The sequence below is a fragment of the Mycobacterium sp. NPDC006124 genome, from assembly GCF_040614235.1.
In the GTDB taxonomy this organism is placed as follows: domain Bacteria; phylum Actinomycetota; class Actinomycetes; order Mycobacteriales; family Mycobacteriaceae; genus Mycobacterium.
In genome coordinates this window covers 15,881-36,581 of the sequence record NZ_JBEXUA010000009.1, presented here as the reverse complement: position 1 = coordinate 36,581, position 20,701 = coordinate 15,881, and the positions used below count along the sequence as shown (strand labels likewise).

General features: G+C 70.5%; 18 protein-coding genes and 2 pseudogenes. 16 read left to right on the top strand and 4 right to left on the bottom strand.

Annotation, left to right across the window (positions count from 1 at the left end):
* Positions 1-195: 195 nt before the first annotated feature.
* Positions 196-1,059, top strand: coding sequence for a PHB depolymerase family esterase (locus ABZ195_RS18910; RefSeq protein ID WP_355220675.1), 864 nt, complete (start codon positions 196-198; stop codon positions 1,057-1,059).
* Positions 1,060-1,072: 13 nt separating this feature from the next.
* Here the strand turns inward: ABZ195_RS18910 and ABZ195_RS18905 are convergent, their stop codons facing one another.
* Positions 1,073-1,534, bottom strand: coding sequence for a DUF302 domain-containing protein (locus ABZ195_RS18905; protein ID WP_355220673.1), 462 nt, complete (start codon positions 1,532-1,534; stop codon positions 1,073-1,075).
* Positions 1,535-1,660: 126 nt separating this feature from the next.
* Here ABZ195_RS18905 and ABZ195_RS18900 point away from each other — a divergent pair, with 126 nt between their 5' ends.
* The 3 genes from ABZ195_RS18900 (at position 1,661) to ABZ195_RS18890 (ending at position 4,433) form a co-directional block, all read left to right on the top strand.
* Positions 1,661-2,200 (top strand): TIGR00730 family Rossman fold protein, encoded by a 540-nt coding sequence (locus ABZ195_RS18900; protein WP_355220426.1) that lies wholly within the window; start codon positions 1,661-1,663, stop codon positions 2,198-2,200.
* A 25-nt stretch (positions 2,201-2,225) separates the two neighbouring features.
* Entirely contained in the window at positions 2,226-3,098 is an 873-nt protein-coding gene (locus ABZ195_RS18895) for a LysR family transcriptional regulator (protein ID WP_355220424.1), read from the top strand.
* Between the two features lie 102 nt (positions 3,099-3,200).
* Positions 3,201-4,433: an MFS transporter gene (locus ABZ195_RS18890; protein ID WP_355220422.1), complete on the top strand. Its 1,233-nt coding sequence runs from the start codon at positions 3,201-3,203 to the stop codon at positions 4,431-4,433.
* Here the strand turns inward: ABZ195_RS18890 and ABZ195_RS18885 are convergent.
* Positions 4,430-6,019, bottom strand: coding sequence for a PTS transporter subunit EIIC (locus tag ABZ195_RS18885; protein WP_355220420.1), 1,590 nt, complete (start codon positions 6,017-6,019; stop codon positions 4,430-4,432). The genes ABZ195_RS18890 and ABZ195_RS18885 overlap by 4 nt on opposite strands.
* 116 nt (positions 6,020-6,135) lie before the next feature.
* On the opposite strand from ABZ195_RS18885, the gene ABZ195_RS18880 reads away from it, so the two are divergent.
* Genes ABZ195_RS18880 through nagA form a run of 3 tightly spaced genes read left to right on the top strand, consistent with a single transcriptional unit; the run spans position 6,136 to position 8,538 of the window.
* On the top strand, positions 6,136-6,606 hold the full coding sequence (locus ABZ195_RS18880) for a PTS glucose transporter subunit IIA (protein WP_355220419.1): 471 nt from the start codon (positions 6,136-6,138) through the stop codon (positions 6,604-6,606).
* Complete coding sequence (nagB, locus tag ABZ195_RS18875) at positions 6,607-7,392, top strand: glucosamine-6-phosphate deaminase (RefSeq protein ID WP_355220417.1); 786 nt, start codon at positions 6,607-6,609, stop codon at positions 7,390-7,392.
* The gene (gene nagA, locus ABZ195_RS18870; protein ID WP_355220416.1) at positions 7,393-8,538 is read left to right on the top strand and encodes an N-acetylglucosamine-6-phosphate deacetylase; all 1,146 of its coding nucleotides are present in this window, start codon (positions 7,393-7,395) and stop codon (positions 8,536-8,538) included.
* Here nagA and ABZ195_RS18865 read toward each other — a convergent pair.
* A pseudogene (locus ABZ195_RS18865) lies at positions 8,476-8,865 on the bottom strand (MFS transporter); the annotation flags it as partial. The gene nagA and the pseudogene ABZ195_RS18865 overlap by 63 nt on opposite strands.
* Between ABZ195_RS18865 and ABZ195_RS18860 the strand changes: the two are divergent.
* The 9 genes and pseudogenes from ABZ195_RS18860 to ABZ195_RS18820 form a co-directional block, all read left to right on the top strand.
* A pseudogene (locus ABZ195_RS18860) lies at positions 8,860-9,225 on the top strand (acetamidase); the annotation flags it as partial. The pseudogenes ABZ195_RS18865 and ABZ195_RS18860 overlap by 6 nt on opposite strands.
* A gap of 106 nt (positions 9,226-9,331) precedes the next feature.
* Positions 9,332-10,603 (top strand): hypothetical protein, encoded by a 1,272-nt coding sequence (locus ABZ195_RS18855; RefSeq protein WP_355220414.1) that lies wholly within the window; start codon positions 9,332-9,334, stop codon positions 10,601-10,603.
* The gene (locus ABZ195_RS18850; protein ID WP_355220412.1) at positions 10,600-11,562 is read left to right on the top strand and encodes a glutamate ABC transporter substrate-binding protein; all 963 of its coding nucleotides are present in this window, start codon (positions 10,600-10,602) and stop codon (positions 11,560-11,562) included. The genes ABZ195_RS18855 and ABZ195_RS18850 overlap by 4 nt, the downstream gene beginning before the upstream one ends.
* 4 nt (positions 11,563-11,566) lie before the next feature.
* Positions 11,567-12,706, top strand: a complete 1,140-nt coding sequence (locus ABZ195_RS18845) for a hypothetical protein (protein WP_355220410.1) — start codon at positions 11,567-11,569, stop codon at positions 12,704-12,706.
* Positions 12,703-14,928, top strand: a complete 2,226-nt coding sequence (locus ABZ195_RS18840) for a tetratricopeptide repeat protein (protein ID WP_355220409.1) — start codon at positions 12,703-12,705, stop codon at positions 14,926-14,928. The genes ABZ195_RS18845 and ABZ195_RS18840 overlap by 4 nt, the downstream gene beginning before the upstream one ends.
* 83 nt (positions 14,929-15,011) lie before the next feature.
* Positions 15,012-15,950, top strand: a complete 939-nt coding sequence (locus ABZ195_RS18835) for a protein serine/threonine phosphatase 2C family protein (protein WP_355220407.1) — start codon at positions 15,012-15,014, stop codon at positions 15,948-15,950.
* Positions 15,947-17,260 (top strand): VWA domain-containing protein, encoded by a 1,314-nt coding sequence (locus tag ABZ195_RS18830; RefSeq protein ID WP_355220405.1) that lies wholly within the window; start codon positions 15,947-15,949, stop codon positions 17,258-17,260. The genes ABZ195_RS18835 and ABZ195_RS18830 overlap by 4 nt, the downstream gene beginning before the upstream one ends.
* The gene (locus ABZ195_RS18825) at positions 17,260-17,880 is read left to right on the top strand and encodes an FHA domain-containing protein (RefSeq protein ID WP_355220403.1); all 621 of its coding nucleotides are present in this window, start codon (positions 17,260-17,262) and stop codon (positions 17,878-17,880) included. The genes ABZ195_RS18830 and ABZ195_RS18825 overlap by 1 nt, the downstream gene beginning before the upstream one ends.
* A gap of 69 nt (positions 17,881-17,949) precedes the next feature.
* Complete coding sequence (locus tag ABZ195_RS18820) at positions 17,950-19,344, top strand: HAMP domain-containing sensor histidine kinase (protein ID WP_355220401.1); 1,395 nt, start codon at positions 17,950-17,952, stop codon at positions 19,342-19,344.
* Positions 19,345-19,364: 20 nt separating this feature from the next.
* Here ABZ195_RS18820 and ABZ195_RS18815 read toward each other — a convergent pair whose 3' ends face one another.
* Positions 19,365-20,669 carry a carboxylesterase family protein gene (locus ABZ195_RS18815; protein ID WP_355220399.1) on the bottom strand — a complete coding sequence of 435 codons (1,305 nt, stop codon included), beginning with the start codon at positions 20,667-20,669 and terminating at the stop codon, positions 19,365-19,367.
* Positions 20,670-20,701: the final 32 nt, after the last annotated feature.

Here is a 20,701-nt window from a genome sequence, read left to right as displayed (position 1 = left end):
TTCGGGTGGGTCGGGGGCGTTCGGCGTTTCGCTCGGCGACGGTCGCGGTACAGGAGGCAGGTGACCAATCCCGGCCAGGCTCCTGAAGTTCACCCGCCGTCCAGCTTTGCCGTCGACACTGACCGCATGCCCACCTCGACCAGGTCCGTCCTCGTCCGCCTCGCCGCCCTGGTGTCCTCGCTCGGCTGTGCCCTGATGGGGTTCGCCGTCAGCGCTGCGGCATTCCCCGCCGGGGACGTCCGCGGCGAGATGTCGTTCGGCGGTCTGCAGCGGACCTACCTCGTCCACGCTCCCGCCGGCGTCGCCCAGCCCGCGGGTCTGGTGATCAACCTGCACGGGGCCGGCATGGACGGGGCGGGGCAGGCGGCCAGCACGAACTACGGCGCCGCCGCCGACGCGCTCGGCTTCGTCGTGGCCTACCCCGACGGAATCGACCAGAGCTGGGCCGACGGTCGTGGCGCGTCGACCCCCGACCGTCAGCGCGTCGACGACGTCGGCTTCCTGACTGCCCTGGTGGACCGGCTGGTCCGGGACTACGGCATTCCGCCGGGCCGCGTGTTCGCCACCGGCATGTCGGCGGGCGGCTTCATGGCCAACCGGCTGGCGTGTGACCGGGCCGACGTGATCGCCGCGGTGGCCCCGGTCTCGGGCACGCTGGGCTCCGGCGTCGCGTGCAATCCGGCGCGGCCGGTGTCGGTGCTGGCGTTCCACGGCACCGCCGACCCGGTCGTACCCTTTGCCGGCGGCCCGATGGTGGGTCGCGGGGGACCCAGCGACATCGTCGCCGCTCCGGCGCTCTCGGCGCGCTGGCGTGAGATCGACCGGTGCTCGGCCGCCCCGGTCGAGGATCTGCTGCCGAGTTCGGGGGACGGGACCTCGGTGCGCCGGTTCTCTGCGGTCGGGTGCGCCGACGGCACCGACGTCGTCCTACTCCAGATCGACGGGGGCGGGCACACCTGGCCCACGGGGAACTTCACCCTGCCGGGCGCTGGATTGACCACGACCGCCACCAACGCATCGCTGGCCAGCGCTCAGTTCTTCGCCGCCCACGGACGGTGAGCCGTCGGCGGCCCTAACCGGCGGTGACCGACTCGGCCAACGCCGCCAACTTGTCGTCGAGCGCGAGGGCGGCCTCGAGCAGCGGCGGGTTCGATTCGACGACCATCAACGAGGACGGGCGTACGTAGGTCAGGGCGCTGCGATCGTCGTCCTCCTCGGTCAGCAACAGTTCCACGGGTGCGAACAGCCCGGCCGTGACGTCGTGGCGCAGCATCGTGACGGCGATCAGCGGGTTGCCGATGATCAGCCGCAGCACCTGGCGGTGGATACCGGCCTTCTGGATCCAGGCGCCGTGGTCGAAGGACGCGAAGAGCATGAAGCCGTGCGGCCCGACGTGCTCTTGGACCTCGCGTTCGTAGGACGCCCAGTCGTCATGGCGGTCGGAGATGGCCTCGATGGGCACGGGCTGGCGGCCGACGTCGGCCAGCAGCGCGTCGAGCAGCGCGGGCACGGTACGGGCACTGTCGAAGCGCATCCGCACTCCCTGGAAGGTCGTCTCCACTGCAGCCACGTCCGTCACCTCTCGCTCGTCCGATCTCCATCTAAGTATAGAAGACAATATTCAGCTGTGAGGCCGGTGTGTGCCCCGCATACTGGGCAGGTGAAGATCTGCGTCTTCCTCTCCGCCGCCGACCTCGACGAGCGCTACACCTCCGCGGCCGCGGAGTTCGGCGCTCTGCTCGGCGCCGGGGGTCACACGCTGGTGTGGGGCGGCTCCGACACCGGCCTGATGAAGGTGGTCGCCGACGGCGTGCGGGCCGCCGGCGGACGGCTCGTCGGCGTCTCGGTGGAATTCCTCCGCGCCAAGGCCAGGGCCGACGCCGAGGAGATGGTGTTCGCTGCCGATCTCGCCGAGCGAAAGGCGTTGCTGCTGGCCGGATGTGACGCCGTCGTGGTCATGGTCGGCGGACTGGGGACCCTCGACGAGGCGACCGAGATCCTGGAGTTGCGCAAGCACGGATTCCACGACAAGCCCGTGGTGCTGCTGAACACCGCCGGGTTCTACGACGGGCTCGCCCTGCAGCTCGAGAGGATGGACGCCGACGGGTTCCTGCCGATCCCGTCGGCCGAGCTGATCCACGTCGCCCCCGATGCGGACGGCGCTCTGACCTACCTGCTCGAGTGCGTCGACGGCCGGTGAGCGCGCGACTCGCTATCGTCGGGCGGTGCGCCTCGAGGAGCTGCAGTGGTTCGTCACCCTCGCCGAGACCGAACACGTCACGGTCGCGGCCGCCGAGCTGAGGGTGAGTCAGCCGACTCTCTCACGTGCATTGGCTCGCCTCGAGGAGCAGGCGGGGACGGCGTTGTTCGACCGGGTGAATCGGCGGCTGAGGCTCAACGCCTACGGCCGCATCATGCTCGAGCACGCGCGGCGGAGCATCGCCGAGATGCAATCAGCCGGCGACCGCATCTCTGCGCTGCTGGACCCCGACAGCGGTCGGGTGCGCCTGGCCTTCCTGCACTCCCTGGCGAGCTGGTATGTGCCCGAACAACTTCGACGCTTCCGCGACGCCGCGCCCGGGATCGGTTTCGAACTGTTCCAAGGCCCGGCCCACGAGATCACCGAGCGCGTGCTCACCGGTCAGGCCGACCTGGCGATCACCGCCCCGAAGCCCGACGGCCCGGGCGTCGCGTGGCGCGGACTCTACGTCGAACGTCTGTGCCTGGCCGTTCCGCCGGGACACCGCTTGGCCACCCGCACTCGCACCCGGCTCTCGGCGGCGGCTGACGAACCGTTCGTCGCGCTCGCCGAGCAGTATGGGCTGCGACAGGTCACCGACGAACTGTGCGCCGAGGAGGGCCTGACCCCGGACATCGTGTTCGAGGCCACCGAGATCCCCACGATGGAGGGACTCGTCGCCGCCGGATTCGGCGTCGCCGTCGTGCCCGTCCCACGCGAGGACGCCGGCCAGACCCGAACCGTCCACGTGGCGCTGACCAACCGGGGCGCCAAGCGCGAGGTGGGACTGGTGTGGCAGCGGGACCGTCCGCTGGCCCCACCGGCCGAACGCTTCGCGCGATTTCTCTCCGACTCCTGACGGAGGCGCGCCGGCTCTGACGACCGATGATGCGTCCGACGTATCGACATCACGAACCTCATGCATTGGACACATCAGACCGGGTTTCCTAGCGTGGATCGGGTGTCCATCGATCACACCACCACCGCGCCCCGATGGGTCGGACACAGCCGCGGTTCGGCCGAGTACGGACGACTGCTCGCCGCGCTGTTCTGCGCCGGGGTCGCCACCTTCGCCCAGCTCTACTCACCGCAGGCGGTGCTGCCGCTCATCGCGGCTGGTCTGCACATCGGTGCGGCCGACGCGGCGCTGACCATCTCGGCGTCGACGGTCGGCTTGGCCGTCGGGGTCATCCCCTGGTCGACGCTGGCCGACCGCATCGGGCGGGTCAAGGCCATGACGATCTCGGTCGGCGCCGCCACCACCGTCGGACTCCTGGTTCCTTTCGCGCCCACCTACGACGTCCTGCTGGCGGGGCGCTTCCTCGAGGGTCTGTTCGTCGGCGGGGTGCCCGCCATCGCCGTGGCCTACCTGACCGAGGAGATCGATCCCGCGCACGCGGCACGGGCCGCGGGCACCTTCGTGGCGGGCACCACCATCGGCGGTCTGCTGGGCCGGTTGGTGGCCAGTCCCGTCGCCGAATTCGCCGGCTGGCGCGGGGGCGTGTTCACCGTGGCCGCGCTGTGCGGTTGCGCCGCACTGGCATTCGTCAAGCTCGCCCCCGTGCCGCGGGGCTTCGTCCCCCGCCGGGGAGCCGGGCCCGAGGGCACGCTCGCCCACCGGTTGGCCGCCAACCTGCGCACGCCGCGGCAGCTCGCACTGTTCGCGCAGGGCTTCCTGCTGATGGGTGGCTTCGTCGCGCTGTACAACTTCCTGGGCTTCCGTTTGACCGGCGCACCGTTCTTCCTGCCTTCCTTCCTGGTCAGCCTGGTGTTCCTGGCCTATCTGGCCGGCACCTGGGCGTCCTCGCGCGCCGGTGCCGAGGCCACGCGATTCGGCCGCAAGCGGGTACTGCTGGTCTCCATCGCCATCATGGTCACCGGCGTGGCGATCACGCTCAGCGACAACGTGTTCGTGGTGCTCGGCGGTCTGGTCGTGGCAACCGCCGGTTTCTTCGGCGCGCACTCGATCGCCTCCGGGTGGACGGGCCAGTCCGCTCCGGTCGGCAAGGCGCAGGCGTCGTCGCTCTACAACCTCTTCTACTACGGCGGGTCCAGTGTCATCGGGTGGTTCGGCGGCGTGGCCTTCGACCGGTACGGCTGGTCGGCCGTGGCCGGCACCATCCTGGGTCTGGCCGTCGTCGCGGCCGGTGTCGCAGCCCTCGTCCTGCCGAAGGACCAGGCGCAGACCGGCTAGAGAACGTCCTTGATGTCGTTCTTCAACGCCTCGGCCTGCGTGCCGAAGACGGCCTGGACGTTGTTGCCCACCTCGATGACGCCGGCCGCACCGAGGGTCTTCAACCGGGCCTGGTCGACCTTCGACGGGTCGGTGACCTCCATGCGCAGACGCGTGATGCAGGCGTCCACGTTGACGAGGTTGTCCCGACCGCCGAACGCGGCGATGAGTTGCTCGGCGGTGCTGTCCTGGGCCACGGGTGCCGGCGCCACGACGGTGTCGGTCGCGGTACCCGTCCCGCCCGCGGCCACCGCGGTGGCGGCGACCTCTCCCTCGCCCAGGTTGGCGCGTTCCTCGGCCTCGAACTCGCTCTCGGGCTCCCGACCGGGAGTGCGCATGTTCCACTTCACGATCGCGAAGCGGAACAGCAGGTAGTAGACGACGAAGAAGACCACGCCCATGCCGATCAGCAACGGGATGTTCTTCGCCGCGGGCGCCGTGCCGTAGAGCAACAGGTCGATCAAGCCTGCGGAGAACGAGAAGCCCAGGTGGATGTCGAGTAGGTAGGCAATGGCCAGGGACAAGCCCGTCAGCACCGCGTGCACGACGTACAGCGGGAAGGCGACGAACATGAATGCGAACTCCAGCGGTTCGGTCACCCCCGTCAGGAAGGCGGTCAGCGCCGCCGCCGAGAGGATGCCGACCGCGACCTTGCGCTGCTTCTTGTTGGCCACGTGGATCATCGCCAGCGCCGCCGCGGGCAGTCCGAACATGAGGATCGGGTAGAAGCCGGAGGTGAGCAGGCCCGCGGAGGGGTCACCCGCCGCGAAGCGGGTCAACTCGCCGGTGACCACCTTGCCGTCGGGAGCCTGGTAGTCGCCGTAGATGAACCACACGAACGAGTTGACGATGTGGTGCAGGCCGAGCGGAATCAACATGCGGTTGGCAAAGCCGTAGATGAAGGCGCCGATGGCGCCCGAGCCGCCGATGAACTTGCCGAGACCGGTCAGGCCTGCGTCGAAGAGGGGGTAGCAGTAACTCATCGCGAACGCGAGGAACAGGCAGGCCAGCGACACCACGATGGGGACGAACCGCCGACCGCCGAAGAAGCCGAGATACGAAGGCAATTGGATCGTGTGATACTTGTCGAACAGGTACGCGGTGAGCAGGCCGACCAGGATTCCGGCGAACACGCTGTAGTTGATCTGCGCCTGCTCGCCGGCCTTGTCGACCTCCCCGGCCAGGACCACCGGCGACATCGTCTTGAAGACGGCCTGCACCACCAGGTATCCGACGACGGCGGCCAGCGCGGTGGACCCGTCCGCCTTCTTGGCGAAACCGATTGCGACACCGACGGCGAACAGCAGCGGAAGGTTGCTGAAGATCGCGTCCCCGGCTGCGGTCATCGCCTGGAAGAACGGTCCGATGACCGGCGCCTTGATGCTGCCCAGCAGGTCGTCCTGACCCAGGCGCAGCAGGATTCCCGCTGCGGGTAGGACCGCGATCGGCAGCATCAAGCTCTTGCCGAGTCGCTGAAGTTGCGCGAAGCCGGGGATTCGCATGCCCGACTTACGCTGTGCTCCTGCGGGTTTGGTGGTGTCAGTCATCGTCGATCGCTCTCCTCTGCGGCACGGGTCGGCCGCCGCCTCGGCTGCGGGAGAAGCCTAGACGAGAAGCCGGGATCACGAGACCCAGTTGCCGGGGTACTCGTATTGTTGAGTAGATGACCACCACACACGTCCTCGCGCCGGTCGCCGGGCGCGCCGTTCCGCTGCACGACGTGCCCGATCCGGTCTTCTCCCAGGGCATGGTCGGCTACGGCGCCGCCGTCGATCCGCCGCATCGGGTCACCGAGGCGATCGCGCCCGTCGGCGGCAAGCTCCTCAAGCTTCTGCCGCACGCCTTCGTCGTCCTGACCCCGGACGGCGTCGGGGTCTTGGTCCACCTCGGGCTGGACACCGTCACGCTGAACGGCGAGGGCTTCACCGCGCACGTCGGCGAGGGAGACGTCGTCACCGCCGGCCAACTCGTCATCACCTATGACGTCGCGGCCGTGGTCGCCAAGGGCCTCAACCCGATCGTGCCCGTCGTCGTCATGGACGAACGTGAGGCGGACAACGTCCGGCCCGCGGAATCGGTCCTCGAGGGCGCGGACATCCCCAGTGGCGCACACCTTTTCACTGCGAACAAGTAGATGGAAGTCGTCATCTGCCGCGGCGCCAAGGAGATCGGCGCCGTCGCCGCCGACGCGATCGGCGCCCTTCTGACCCGCAAGCCCGACGCGGTCCTGGGGCTGGCCACCGGATCGTCCCCCCTGGCGATCTACGACGAACTGGCAGCGCGCTGTGACGCGGGACTGGTGTCGTTCGAACACGCCCGCGGATTCACCCTCGACGAATACGTCGGCCTGCCCGCCGACCATCCGGAGCGGTACCGGACCGTCATCGACGAGGTGTTCACCTCACGGGTCGACTTCGCCCCCGGTGCCGTGCAGAGCCCCGAGGGCGAGGCGAGTGACATCCCGGCCGCCTGCGCGGCATACGAGACCGCCATCCGCGAGGCCGGCGGGGTGGACCTGCAGATCCTCGGGATCGGCACCGACGGCCACATCGCCTTCAACGAACCGGGTTCCTCACTCGCGTCCCGGACCCGCATCAAGACCCTGACCCGCCAGACGCGCGTCGACAACGCGCGCTTCTTCGGCGGCGACGTCGACGCGGTGCCCACGCACTGTCTGACCCAGGGGCTCGGAACCATCATGGAGGCCCGGCACCTGATCCTGGTGGCCACGGGTCGCAGCAAGGCCGAGGCGGTGCACCACCTCGTCGAAGGTGCCGTCAGCGCGATGTGGCCGGCGACCGTCCTGCAGCACCATCCGCACGTCACGGTGCTGCTCGACGACGCCGCCGCCCGTCGGCTCCAGCTCGTCGACTACTACCGCGAGACCTATCGGTCGAAGCCGGCCTGGCAGGGAATCTGAGTGCTGATCGCCGCCGACACCGTGCTCACCGGCCGAGAATCGCTGCGGCCCGGGTGGATCGAGATCGGTGACGGCGCCGTCACCGGCGTCGGCGAAGGGGCGCCCGCCCGCCCCCCGGACCGCGACCTGGGGGCGGTTACCCTCGTTCCCGGCTTCGTCGACGCCCACGTGCACGGCGGCGGGGGAGCCAACTTCACCTCCGCCACCCACCAGGAGACGGCGGCCGCCGTCGACCTGCATCGCCGGCACGGCACCACCGCCCTGGTCGCCTCCCTCGTCACCGCCGGACCGGTCGAATTACTCCGGCAGGTAACGGGTTTGGCCGATGACGTCCGCGCCGGCCTGATCGACGGCATCCACCTGGAGGGGCCGTGGCTGTCCACCAGGCGGTGTGGCGCACATCAGCCCGACCTGATGCGCGATCCACATCCCGGTGAGATCGACCGGGTGCTGGCGGCGGGTGGCGGGACGATCCGCATGGTGACCATCGCTCCGGAGCGTGACGGCGCGCTCGCGGCGATCCGGCAACTGGTGGCGGCCGGGGTGGTCGTCGCGGTCGGACACACCGAGGCGACGTACGACCAGACGCTGGCCGCGGTCGACGCGGGCGCGACCGTGGGTACGCACCTGTTCAACGCGATGCGCCCCGTCGACCGGCGCGAACCCGGGCCCGTCGTCGCGCTTCTGGAGGATCCGCGGGTGACCGTCGAGGTCATCGCCGACGGCGTGCACCTCGCCTCGGCGATCTACCGTCACGTCACGCGCAGCGTCGGGACCGACCGGGTGTCGCTGGTGACCGACGCGATGGCGGCGACCGGGATGGCGGATGGCCGCTACCACCTGGGGCCGCTGGCCGTGGACGTCGCGAACGGAGTCGCCACGGTGGCCGGCACCGACACGGTCGCCGGGAGCACGGCGACGATGGACGTGGTGTTCCGGTTCGCCGTCGAACACTGCGGACTGCCCCGCGGCGAGGCTCTGGAACTGGCGGTGCGGCAGGCGTCGCTCAATCCCGCTCGCGCACTGGGGCTGCCGGCCGACGGACTGACGCCCGGGGCGAAAGCCGACGTGGCAGTGCTTGATTCAGGACTGCGGGTGGTTGGCGTGCTCTACCGAGGGACCTGGGTGCTCGACCCCGCCGGCTAGGGCTCGGTTCGCCGTCTCGCGCATCGTGAACACCGTCGCCAGGGTCACCACCGCAGCCACGATCACGTAGTAGGCGGGCGCGACCGCGTTGCCGGTCCGATCCGTCAGCCACGTCGCCACATACGGTGCGGTACCGCCGAACAACGCCACCGAGACGTTGTAGCCGATCGAATATCCCGTGGAGCGCACCCGCGTCGGGAACAACTCGGCTCCGGCCGCCAGGGACGCCGACACGAACACCGCCTCCAATGCGGCCAGGCCGGCGTGCGCGGCGACCGCCGCCCCCAGGGAGCCCGAGTTGAGCAGGGTGAACAGCGGGGGGGCGAAGTCGCCCTCACCGCGATGGAGGGAGCCCTGCGCGGAACCTTTCGCTTGACGGTCTGCAAGAAGGGCAGTGGTGACGCACCGTCGGTCGCCTACGCCTACCCGTTCGCCGAGAACGCCGACGTCTGGATCCCGATCGGGCTGTCCGACCCCGACGGCGCGGCCAATGGTCAGGGCAACGACCTGAACGTCGCGATGCGACGTGCCGTGGTCAACGCGTTGAACTTCCTCCAGGACGACCGCGGCATGGATCGCCCGACCGCGTATGCCTACCTGTCGGCCGCGGCGAACTTCTCCGTCAGCCAGGTCGTCGACAAGACCGCCGGCGTGCACGCCCAGATCACCAAGGCGCACTTCGGCTGACTCGCGTTGACGGCGGCGTCGATATCGACGCACCGGTTGGCGAATATCGTTCTACCCCCGACCCGTTGACCGCCTGCGGCTACGATCGCGGCTGGGGGTGAAGGCCATGACCGCGACGCAGGTCCCGCAGACCACGCCGGACGCGACGCCGTCCGCGGGGTGGTTGCGGCGCTTCGCCCGGACCACCCCCGGCGTGATCAGTCTGGTGGCGGTGGCCGTCGCGGCGTCCTGCGTGATCGCAGGCGTCGTCGTCGGTGGGCAGCTCGACAGTCGCATCGCCACCAGCACCGCGGTGCTCGACCATTCCGAACCGTTCGCCTACGACGCGCAGAAGCTGTACGCGGCGCTCTCGGCCGCCGATGCCGCCGCGGCGACCGAGTACCTCTCGGGCGGCCTCGAGACCGCACCCATGCGGGCGCGCTATCAGCAGGCCCTCGCCGACGCCGCCGAGGCGCTGACCGACGCCACGCTGGGCGCCGGCGACCAAGGGACGCGCACCGCGCTGGCCCAGATCTCGGCCGAGCTGGCCGCCTACACCGGTCAGGTCGAAGCGGCGCGGGCCAACAACCGGCAGGGCTTCGCGGTCGGCGCCGCCTACTTCCGGGAGGCGTCCTCGTCGATGCAGACCTCGATGCTGCCCAGCGCAGAGCGGATCTACACCGGGGCCATGGCTGCCGTCGACGACGACCAGCGCGCCGTGGCGACGCTTCCGGTGGTCGGCCTCGCCCTGCTGGTCCTGGTGCTGGTGCTGGTGATCGCCGGCTCGCTCATCCTCGCCACGCGGACGAACCGACAGTTCAACCGGGGTCTGGTCGCCACGGCGGTCGTGGTGGCCCTGGTGATCGGGTGGATCGTCGTGGCCAACGCGTTCGCCGCGCACGACGTCGAGCTGAGTCGCCGCGACGGCACGGCACGCTTCGAGGCGCTCGCCGACGCTCGCGTCCTGGCGCAGAAGGCCCGCACCGACGAGACCCTGCAACTCATCTCCCGCGGCGACATCACCGCGGGAGAGAAGTCCTTCGGCGACCGCATCGGTCGGTTGACCGCGCTGCTCGACGGAGAAACCGTCGCGGCGGACCGCGTCGCCGCGTGGGCCGCCAGCCACGGCAGGCAGGTCGACCTCTACCAGGGCGGTGACTATCCCGGCGCGCTGACTCAGGCCATCGGACCGGATCCGGCCGCGTCGGCGGCGCAGTTCGCGGCCGTCGAGGAGAGGCTGAACGACCTCATCGAGCAAACCCGCACCACCCTGCGCGACGACGTCTCCGGGGCGCGGACCAGCCTGTCGTGGAGTCCCACCGGCACCCTGGTGCTGATGGTGATCGCGGCGGCGGCCGCCGTCGCCGGTCTGTGGCCGCGGCTCAAGGAGTTCCTGTGAAAGCCCGTCTCGCCGCAGCGCTGGTCGTCCTCACCCTCATCGCCGGGTGTGGGGGGCCCGAGTCGCCGTCGGCGGTCACCGTCACGCCCGTCGACGCGATGCCCGGGGGCGCCGAGGAGATCACGACCGCGCCGGCGTCGACGGCCGCGGATTGCGACCGGGACGCCAGCCTTCGGCCCGGGCCGCAGCCCGCACCCGGCGCGATGCCGCCCGGGTCGACGATGGCCGACATCTTCGCGCGGGGACGTCTGGTGGTCGGCGTGGACCAGTCCACCAACCTGTTCGGGTCGCGTAATCCCGCCACCGGGCAGCTCGAGGGCTTCGACGTCGACTTGGCTCGCGAGTTGGCCCGCAGCATCTTCGGTGATCCCAATCGGGTCGACCTTCGGGTGGTCACCGCCGCGCAACGGGAGTCGGCGTTGCAGGACGGCCAGGTGGACCTCGTCGTCCGTACCTACTCGATCACGTGCGATCGCAAGAAGAAGGTGGCGTTCTCCACGCCCTACTACGTCGCCACCCAACGCATACTGGCCACCAAGGACTCCGGAATACGCAGTGCAGCAGACCTTTCCGGTAAGCGCGTGTGCGCGGTGAAGGGCACGACGTCACTGACGACGCTATACGGGCTGAACCCCCGGCCGACCCTCTACGGGGTGGGGCAGTGGACCGACTGCCTCGTCATGGTGCAACAGGGGCAGGTGGACGCGATCAGCACCGACGACGTCGTGCTGTCGGGACTACTGGCCCAGGACCGCGGCAACCTCGAACTGGTGGGAGGCAGCATCGGCGACGAACCCTACGGCGTGGGGGTCAAGCTGGAGAACCAGGACCTGGTCCGGTTCGTCAACGGCGCGCTGGCCCGAATGCGCGAGGACGGCACGTGGGAGCGCCTCTATCAGGCCAACTTGGCGGGCGTCGCGCCCTCACCGGGGCCGCCGGCCGCGCGCTATCAGGATTGATGCGATGCTGAGCACCGAGGAGATCGACCGCGAACTCCGCGCGCGCACCGACGAGGTGAGCGCCGCCTCGGCGACGCTGCTGGAACTCGACGACCATCCCGGCCTTCGGCACGTGCGCCGCTATCCGCCGACCGGCACGACCGCGCGGCGGTGGACCGAGGTGGAGAAGTCCCTCGAGGGGCTCTGGCAGGACGTCGCCCGGATGACCTCGATCCTGGAGTCCGCCACGGCGCTGAGGGGTCGACGGTCCAAACTCGACGAGGACGACCGCCGCGAGCTGACCAGGTGGTTGCGCGACCGCCCGCTTGAGGTGTCCCGAGAGCGAATCCCGTTGGCGCAACGCGTGATCACCGGCCCGGGGGAGACGGTGGGCTGCGTCGGGTTGGCCGACATGGCCGCCCACCTGCGCGACGCGTACCCCGACGTCGTGGACTTCCTCGACGACGTGGATGCCGTCAACTCGCTGATCGTCGAGCGGCTCGCACCGCTGCAGAAGCGCCTCGACGCGGCCGGTGCCAACTTCCCCGACGAGGTCGGCGACCTGCTCGCGGTGTCGGCGACCGATCCGCTGTCGCTGACCGCCCAGGACGTCGAGGCGCGGATTCGGGTGATCGCCGCCGAGGTCGAGCGGCGCTCCGGCGAACTCGCCGAATTGGCGGTGCTGCGAGCGAACTGGCCGGTCGCGCTGGGGGAGACGGCCGCCAAGCTCGACGCGCTGCGGATCGGGGTCGACCGGCTGGCGCGCGTGCGTGCCCAGGCAGAGCGCGACGTGGTCTCCGGTCCGCTGCCGGTCCACGCCGACGTCGAACCGGCCCTGCGAGCCGAACTGGACGCGATCACCTCACCGGATCCCGCTGCGCTACGGTCGATTCGGCAGCGGATCGCCAGTGCGCTAGAGGTCGCCGCCGAGGACGAGGAGCTGGCCCAGGGTCTGCTGGACCGGCGCATCGAATTGAAGGGCCGGCTGACGGCCTACCAGGCCAAGGCTGCCAGGCTGGATCTCGGAGAGGATCGAGACCTGTTGGCGTGCAGTCGGATCGCCTCCGGATTGCTGCACAGGCAACCATGCGACCTCCGCGCCGTCACCCGCGCGGTCACGGACTATCAGGAGTTGCTCGTCGAGAAGCAGGGGAGCGCGAGATGACGTGTGCCGAAGCGGGTTGCACCGGAACCGTCGTCGACGGCTACTGCGACGTCTGCGGCACCGCCCCGCCGGCACCGGGGGCGACCCCCACCTCGGCGAGCCGGCCCACCTCGGCGAGCCGGCCCACCTCGGCGAGCCGGCCCACCGCACGCTCGAAGAGCACGGCGCGAACCGGATCGGCCCGGTCCTCGAGCACCCGCGGCCGCCTCGGCGCCGGCGTGGTGTCCATCCCGAGGATCCCCAGGGGCGACCCCGCGGCCGCCATCCTGACCGACCCTCGGGTGCCCGAGGGCAGCCGGTTCTGCGGCAACACCGACTGCGGCAAGCCCGTGGGCCGTGGCGCCGACGGCCAACCGGGCCGGGTGGAGGGATTCTGCACCCAGTGCGGTACCCGATACTCGTTCGTGCCCAAGCTTTCTCGCGGCGACGTGGTCGGTGGGCAATACGAGGTGCAGGGGGCGATCGCCCACGGTGGACTCGGCTGGATCTACCTCGCCGTCGACCGCAACGTGCACAACCGGTGGGTGGTCCTCAAGGGTCTGATCAACTCCACCGACGCCGATGCGATGGCCGCGGCGGCGGCCGAGGTCCTGACACTCTCGGAGGTCGAGCACCCCAACATCGTCCGGATCTACAACTTCGTCGAACACCTCGCTCCGGGCGCGACGGCCCCGGTCGGCTACATCGTGATGGAGTACGTGGGCGGTACGTCGCTCAAGCAGATTCGCAAGGCCCGCAACGGACCGCTGCCGCCCGACCAGGCCGTGGCCTACCTCGTCGAGATCGCGCCGGCGATCGCCTACCTGCACGCCCAGGGCCTGGCCTACTGCGACTTCAAGCCCGACAACGTGATGCAGACCGACGAGCAGCTCAAGCTGATCGACCTCGGCGCGGTCATCGCGATGGACGACGAGGACAGCGCCATCTTCGGCACCGCCGGATATCAGGCACCCGAGATCGCCCAGACCGGGCCCACCGTGGCCAGTGACGTCTACACCGTAGGCCGCACCCTGGCCGTGCTGGTGATGGACGTACCGCAGGAGCGCGGCCGTTTCGTCGACGAGTTGCCCGGGCCCGACACGGTCTCGGTGCTCGCCACCCACGAGTCGCTGTACCGCGTCATCCTGCGCGCCACCGACGTCGACCCCCTGCGACGGTTCTCCTCGATCGAGGAGATGGCCGACCAGCTCACCGGCGTCCTGCACGAAATCGCCGCCACGGACACCGGAACCGCGCAGCCGCGACAGTCGAGCTACTTCAGTCCTCAGCGCGAGGTGTACGGCGCCGGGCGGGACGCGTCGGTGAAGGCGGCCCGGGTCATCGCGGCGTTGCCCGTCCCCGTCGTCGACCCGACCGATTCCGGTGCCGCACTGCTGGCGACCACCAGCGGCACCACGCCCGCCCGGCTCGAGACTGCCCTGGAACTCGCCCGGAGCGGTACCAACCAGGCGGCGAGCACGTCGGTCGAGATTCCTCTGCGGCTGGTGCGCGCGTCGTTGGAGCTCGGCGCCGCGGACAAGGCCAGGGCTCGACTGGCCGAACTGGATGCGGTGATCGACGGGGACTGGCGGTTGTCCTGGTACCGCGGGCAAGCCGCGCTTCTCGAGGACGAATTCGACCAGGCCGCAGCCGACTTCGACACCGTCCTGGCCACCTTGCCCGGGGAGCTCGCACCCAAACTGGCGCTCGCGGCCACCGCCGAACTGCGCGGGCAGCTCGAGGACGCCCGGCATTACTACGAGATGGTGTGGCATACCGACCGCGGTTACGTCAGCGCCGCCTTCGGCCTGGCCCGCCAACGCGAGCGGTTCGGGGATCGCGCCGGTGCCGTCGCGGCCCTCGACCAGATCCCGGCCGCTTCCTCGCACTTCACCGACGCCGGTGCCGCCGCCGTCGAGATCCTGCTCGAGGGCCGGACCGCGGAGAACCTCGACGAGTCGACCCTGGTCGACGCCGACCGGCGGGCCGGGGCGCTGGCGCTGGAGTCCAACGCCAAGCGGGCGTTGCTGCGGCTGCGGGTGCTCGGCGCTGCCCTCGGCTGGCTGGAGGCCGGGAACCACACGACGGTTCCGCGCCTGCTGGGGGCGGACTTCACCGTTGCGGGACTGCGCACCGGAATGGAGCGTTCCTACCGCGACCTGGCCCGTGAGTCATCGGGCGTGTGGCAACGCATCGAGTTGGTCGAGAAGGCCAACGCGATCAGGCCGAGGACCCGGGTATGACCACGGCCCCGGAGTCATGTCCGACCTGTTCGACTCCGGTCGCAGGGTCGGACCGGTTCTGCGAGAGCTGCGGTGGGTCCCTGGTGGAGGTCCCCGAGCCGACCGTCGAGCGCGTCGCCGTCCCGCGGCCGGTCTGCGTCGACGGACCATGCGCCGACTGCGGCAACGACACGTTCTCCGACGGCTACTGCACGGGGTGCGGCCACCGCCGCGCCGCCCCCGATCGCGACGAGGCCGAGGTGAGCCCGATCGCCGTCGTCACCGATCGCGGCCTGCTGCACGCGCGCAACGAGGACGCCGCAGCGGCCGGCACGGTCAGCGGGGTGCCCGGCCGGCCCCGGGCACACGCCGTCGTGGTCTGCGACGGCGTCTCCACCTCCGGTGAGCCACAGCTCGCGTCGGCGGCCGCGACGGTCGCCGGCGTCGACGGCATGCTCGCCGTGCTGGCCGAGGCCGGCACCACGCACGCGGCGGTGATCGCAGGACTCGCCGCCGCCACCGCGGCTGCGGTGGCAGCCGCCGCGGGCGTCGACGAGGGCGAGTCACCGTCGTGCACCTACACCGGCGCGGCGATCGCTTCGACGGTCGAAGGGTCCGTCGAGGTCACGGTGGGAAACGTCGGCGACAGCAGGGCGTACTGGCTTCCCGAAGCACCCGGCCGGCCGCGGCAGTTGACGGTCGACGACTCGGTGGCCCAGGAGCTGATGACGGCCGGGGCGGCGGCCGAATCGGAGGCCGTCCAGCGGGGCGCGCACACCATCACCCGATGGTTGGGCGCCGACTCCGAGGCGCAGCCCTGGGCGGACTCCCATGTCACGACGCTCACCGTGACCGGGCCGGGATCGCTGCTGCTGTGTTCGGACGGGCTGTGGAACTATCTGCCCGACGCCGCCGACCTCGCCCGGTTCTGCTCGGGAACCGACCCCGTCTCCGCCGCACGCGCACTCACCGAGTTCGCCCTGGCGGCCGGTGGCAACGACAACATCACCGTCGCGTTGATTCCGATCGGAGGAGCTACATGAGTTCGGTTGAGCAGCAAGGTAACTCGGGGTTCTCCGTGGACGTCGACCACAACCCCTACCTGCCGGAGGGGTCCGGCACCGTCGACGCCATCGTCAGCATCACCGTCGGCAGTGACGTCGCCGTGGCCGCGACCCCGGCCGAACGGATCGAGGCGATCATCGTCGACTGCTCCACCTCGATGCTCAAACCCGCCGGCAAGTTCGACGGCGCCAAGCAGGCGACCGTGGCCGCCGTCGACGAACTCAGCGACGGGACGCACTTCGTCGTCGTCTGCGGAACCGCCTCCGCCGAGGCCATCTACCCGCCCGACGGCATGCCGGTCCGGGCGAGTGCGGCGACCAAGGCCGAGGCGGCCCGGGCGGTCAACGGCCTGATTCCCTACGGCGGCACCGCGATGGGCACCTGGCTGGCCTTCGTCCGAGACGTCGTCGGTCGGTTCCCAGGCGCTTCGTCGATGATGACCCACGCCATCCTGCTGACCGACGGCAAAGACGAACACGAGACGCCCGAACAACTGCAGCAGGAGATCGCACTCAGCGTCGGGAAGTTCACCTGCGACTGCCGCGGCGTCGGAACCGCCTGGCGCGTGGACGAATTGCGGTCGATCTCCTCGGCGTTGATGGGCACCGTCGACATCGTGGCCGACGCCGACGACCTCGCCGAGGACTTCGCGGCGATGATGCGCACGTCGATGGGCAAGTCGATTCCCGACCTGACCCTGCGGGTGTGGACGCCCGCGGGTGCCACCGTGGAGTTCGTCAAACAGGTCGCCCCGACCGTGGCGGACCTGACCGCTCGCCGCGTGGACGTCAGCGCGCAGATCGGCGAGTACCCCCTGGGTTCGTGGGGAGCCGAGGATCGCGACTACCACGTCCAGGTCGCCGTCGAGCCGGCCGCGGCCGGTAAGGAGAAGTTGGCCGCCAGGGTCACCGTCGTTGCGGGAGAACAGGTTCTGGGCCAGGGTCTGGTCAACGCGCTCTGGACCGCGGACACCGCCTTGTCGGCGCGGATCAACCGCCGGGTGGCGCACTACACGGGTCAGGCGGAATTGGCCGACGCGGTGCAGCAGGGCTTGGCTGCCCGCCGCGACGGTGACGTCGCGACCGCGACGGCCAAACTGCAGCGCGCCATGGAGTTGGCGGTGGAGTCGGGCAACGACGACAAGGTCGCCGAACTCGGCAAGGTCATTGACGTCGACGAGCGGACCGGTACGGCCCGCCTCAAGCGCGAGGTGGCCGCCGCCGACGAGATGGCGCTCGACGCGCGGTCGACCAAGACCGCCCGGGTACGGAAGGAGAAGCCCGCCTGATGCCGATCTGTGCAGAGGGACACGCCTCGACCGCCGAGGACTACTGCGACGTGTGCGGCGCGCCGATGGGATCGTCGACGGCCGCGGCGACCACGCCACCACCCGTCGTCTCGACGGTGTGTCCCGCCTGCGGGGCGTCGATCAACGGGCGGTTCTGCGAGACGTGCGGTCACGACTCGGCGCTGCCCGCCCCCACGACGCCCGTGCAGGCGCCCGTGACGTGGACCGCCGTCGTGCGGGCCGACCGCGAGTTCTACGACCGCGTGGTGGCCCGCGGCGGGCCCGACACCGTCGACTACCCGCAGTTCTTCCCCGAACGGCGCATCACCCTGCAGGGCGACACCGCCCTGATCGGACGGCACAACCGCGACCACGGCGTCACCCCCGAGATCGACCTCGGGTTGCAGCCGGCCGACCGGGGCGTGTCCACCCAGCACGCGGTGTTGCGGATCCGCGACACCGGACCCACCGTGACCGACCTTGGTTCCACCAACGGCACCAGCCTCAACGGCGGCGAGGAGCTTCTGGCCGAGAACGTCGAGACGCCCCTGTCCGACGGCGACCGCATCCACGTCGGCGCCTGGACGACCATCACGATCACCACGGGGTCGGGTCAGTAACCTGGTGCACGTGTCGATCGAGGATCCCCCGCCCGGTGCCACCGCCGGGTTCGGCGTGCGGCTTCGCTAGTGGAACTCAACGACCGCGTCTACGGAGTCCTGCGGCCGCTCACCAGGGTGTTGTCCTTGCGGGCGATCGTCGTGGTCGCCGCGCTGGCAGTCATCGTCCTGGTGATCGTGCTCGGCACCTGGGTCTGGGTGGGCGTGACCGACGACCAGTACAGCCAGCTCGACCGGCGGCTCGACTCGGTGAGCAGCCTCGGCGACGTCAGCAACCTTCTGAGCAACTCGCCCAACACCGACGCCCGCCAGCCCAAGCCGGACGGCAACGTCGTCCGCACCGCCCGCATCGGTGGCCTCACCGTGTCGGTGCCGCCCGACGTCGTGCTGCCCGAGCTGCCCGACGGTTACGCCACCACCGAGATCGACGGGGTGCCCTACCGGGTGCGCACCTTCTCCGCAGGGCCCGGGACGATCGCCCTCGGGGCTCCGCTGGCCGAGACTCAGCACCGCATCGACGAACTGCACCTGCGCGTTCTGCTGATTTGCAGCGGCGTGATCGTGGGCACCGTCCTGGTCGGCTGGGTGATCTCGCTGCTGATGATCGTGCCGTTCCGGCTGCTGGCCCAGCAGGCGCGGGCCATCAACGCCCAGTCGATGCCCGACGAAGTGCAGGTGCGCGGCGTGCGCGAGGCCGTCGAGATCGCCGAGGCGGTGGAGGGCATGCTCGCCCGCATCGGCACCGAGCAGCAGCGCACCAAGGCCGCGCTGGAGTCCGCGCGCGACTTCGCCGCCGTCGCCTCCCACGAGCTGCGCACCCCGCTGACCGCGATGCGCACCAATCTCGAGGTGCTCTCCACCCTGGACCTGGCTCAGGAACAGCGTGACGAGGTCATCAACGACGTGGTGCGCACCCAGGGCAGGATCGAGGCGACGCTGACCGCCCTGGAGCGACTCGCCCAGGGCGAGCTGACCACGGCCGACGACTTCGTCTCCTTCGACGTCACCGAGATGCTCGACCGCGCCGCGCACGACGCTCAGCGGGTGTATCCGCGAGTGCGGGTCACCCTGGTGCCGTCACCGTCGAAGCTGATCGTGGGACTGCCCGCCGGCCTGCGCCTGGTGATCGACAACGCGATCGCCAACGCCGTCAAACACGGGGACGCCACGGAGATCCGGCTCAGCGTGGTCAGCTCGGTCGCCGGTGTCGAGATCGCCGTCGACGACGACGGGGCCGGTGTGCCCGAGGAGGAACGGGTCACGGTGTTCGAACGCTTCGCCCGCGGCACCACCGCGTCGCGGTCGGGCTCCGGACTGGGGCTGGCGCTGGTGGCTCAGCAGGCCGAATTGCACGGTGGCTCAGCCCAACTGGACGTCAGCCCACTCGGTGGAGCGCGGCTGTTGCTGCGGCTGCCAAGCCACGAGGCGAAGTGGGACGGGGCCTTGGCCCCCACCCTGGCCTAGCCGACGGCCGGCACCTTCGGTCAGCGCAACGGCAGCCGGAGGTGCTCGTCGACGGTGTCGCGCCCGCCTCGGGCGAACTCCCACCACAGTCGACGCATCGGCGGTCCCCACTGCGCCAGCGCTCGGTCCGGATCGGCCCCGAGCATGGGGGGTGCGCCCCACGTGCCCATCAGGAACGGAAGTTCGAGGCAGTGGCAGGCGCCGAGGGGACTGCCCGCCGGACGCCACCCGAAGACATAGGTGGTGGCGTGGCCGCCGTCGCGCCGATGCTGGGTGGCCAGGGCAGCCGAGGGTCCCGCGAACAGCCGTTTGGTGGCCACGGCGCCGAGCATCCGTCGCACCGTCGACCCCACCACGGGGGCGCCGAGAAGCGAGGCGAAGCGAGGGTTGAGCATCACGAACGGCCGCGCGTCGTCAGACGTCGTGCCGATCATCATCGGCATCCTCGCGGCCACCTCGCGGCGACGCTCGGCCACCCGATCCTCCGGCGGCAGCGGGTGGTGCCCGGTCTGAGGGCCGAAGGGCATCTGCGCCTGGGCGCCGAACCGGCCGGCCGCCGCGGCGATCCTGCCCTGGGCGATCAGCAGGTCCCGGGCGTCCATTGCGTGCGGATCCGGTCCGAGCGCGGAGCGGGCGGCCGCGCTCATCGCCGCGCTCATCTCCGCTCGGCCACGCTGGATGCCCAGTGGCGCACTCTGGAGGATGACCCGCCGGAACAGGCCGTCGGTGCCGTCGGCGATCATCAGGTAGGACACCGAATCCGCGCCCGCGGACTGACCGAAGATGGTCACGTTCTCCGGGTCGCCTCCGAAACCGCTGACGTTGTCCTTCACCCAGCGCAGCGCCGCGATCTGGTCGAGCAGGCCCAGATTGGCCGGCGACACGCCGTCGACGGCGAGGTAGCCGAAGACCCCGAGGCGATAGTTCACGGTGACCGTGACGACGTCGCCCTCCTCGGCCATCGCCGTCAGGTCGTGGATGGGTGACTGGCCGCTGCCCGTGACGTAGGCGCCGCCGTGGAAGAACACCATCACCGGCTTCGGGGTGTCGCCGGCCGGCGGCGCGACGACGTCGAGCACCAGGCAGTCCTCGTCCTGGGCCAGGACGTCGGGCGGCGTGCCCACCACGAACGCCAGGCGCGACGGCAGCTGAGGGCACGCCGGACCGCGGGTGGTGGCATCGACGACGCCGTCGGAGGCGGGCAGGGGCTCGCACGGGTGGAACCGGCGCGCCGTGGCGTACCGCAGCCCGGTCGCGCGAATCATCCTGCCGTCGCGGCGGACCCGGACCGGTCCGCTGGGGAGTGTCAACACGTCGTCGTCCATGGCCGGACCGAGCCTACGGGTCGGCGGCTGCG